Annotated in this window: 1 protein-coding gene; it reads right to left on the bottom strand. The window is 70.7% G+C overall.

Annotated features, from left to right (window positions below):
• Positions 1 to 40: 40 nt before the first annotated feature.
• Positions 41 to 1,248 (bottom strand): IS3 family transposase gene (locus ACERM0_RS22740; protein ID WP_373680885.1). Its coding sequence is split into 2 segments (ribosomal slippage): positions 41 to 975 and positions 975 to 1,248, totalling 1,209 coding nucleotides; the frame shifts between segments, so codons are not numbered across the junction.
• Positions 1,249 to 1,295 lie beyond the last annotated feature (47 nt).

Here is a 1,295-nt window from a genome sequence, read left to right as displayed (position 1 = left end):
TGAAGTTGACCCGCTTCGGTGGACGGGGACGGTGTAGCGGTCATGCCGCTTCCGCGGGGGCGGTGCGGCGGTGTTCTTCGTACTCGATGGGCGAGCGGTAGTCGAGGGCCGAGTGACGTCTGAGGGGGTTGTAGAAGCACTCGATCCATTCGAACACGGCCGAGGCCAGCTCCCGGCGGGATGGCCAGCGGCGCCGGCGGTCGAGCAGTTCGGTCTGCAGCGAGGCGAAGAACGATTCGGCCAGTGCGTTGTCGAGCGCGTCGCCGACGCTGCCCATCGAGCCGAGCAGGCCGGCGTGGCGAAGCCGCTGCCCGAACGCCCATGAGGTGTACTGGGTGCCGTGATCGGCGTGGTGGATCAGCCCGGAGCCAGGCGCCGGCCGGCGGCGCCAGATCGCGGTCTCGAGCGCGTCGACGACCAGCTCGCTGCGCAGGTGGTCGGCAATAGCGTGGCCGACCACCCGGCGGGAGAACGCGTCGATCACGACCGCGAGGTAGACCCAGCCCTCGTCGGTGGGGTGTTGGGTGATGTCGGCGACCCACAGCTGGTCGCGACCGGCCGGGGTGAACTGCCGGTTGACCAGGTCATCGGACGCGAGCGCGGCCGGGTTGCGGCGGGTACAGCCGCGTCTGCGGCGGCGTGTGACGCCCTCCAGCTGCGCGTTGCGCATCAGTCGGGCGATGCGTTTGCGGCCCACCCGGATGCCGCGTCCAAGCCGAAGCTCGGCGTGCACCCGCGGTGCGCCGTAGGTCCCGCGCGAGGCCGCATGGATGGCGGCGATGGTCGTGGTCAACCTGGCGTCGGCCAGCGTGCGCGCGGCCGGATGCTGTTGCCGGTGCCGCCAGGCGTAGAACCCCGACGGGGACACGCCCAGCACCCGGCAGGCGAACCGGATCGGGAAGTCGGCCTTCTCCGCCTCGATGAAGCGAAAGATCACTTCTTCGGCAGGACGTTCTCCTGGGCGAAGAAGGCCGCGGCGCGAGAGAGCAGCTCACGCTCCATCCGCAGCGTGCGCACCTCACGGCGCAGCTCGGTCAGCTCCTTGCGCTCCGACGAGGTCAACCCGTCACGCTCACCGGCGTCGACCGCGTGACTGGCCAGCCAGCGGCGCAGCCCGGACTCGGCGATGCCCAGCTCCCGGGCGACCCGGGCGACCGGATGGCCCTCCTCACGCACCAGCGCGATCGCGCGCTGCTTGAACTCCTCCGGATACGGGGCTGGCATGGCTTCTCCTCTCCCGGGGCCCATAGTGCCCCGACACAGCGCAGGTGTCCGGAGAAGCGGGGCAAGTTCAC

It is taken from the genome of Egicoccus sp. AB-alg2 (assembly GCF_041821065.1).
Classification (GTDB): domain Bacteria; phylum Actinomycetota; class Nitriliruptoria; order Nitriliruptorales; family Nitriliruptoraceae; genus Egicoccus.
The sequence above is the reverse complement of the archived record's forward strand: the minus strand, read 5'-3'. Positions and strand labels throughout refer to the sequence as shown.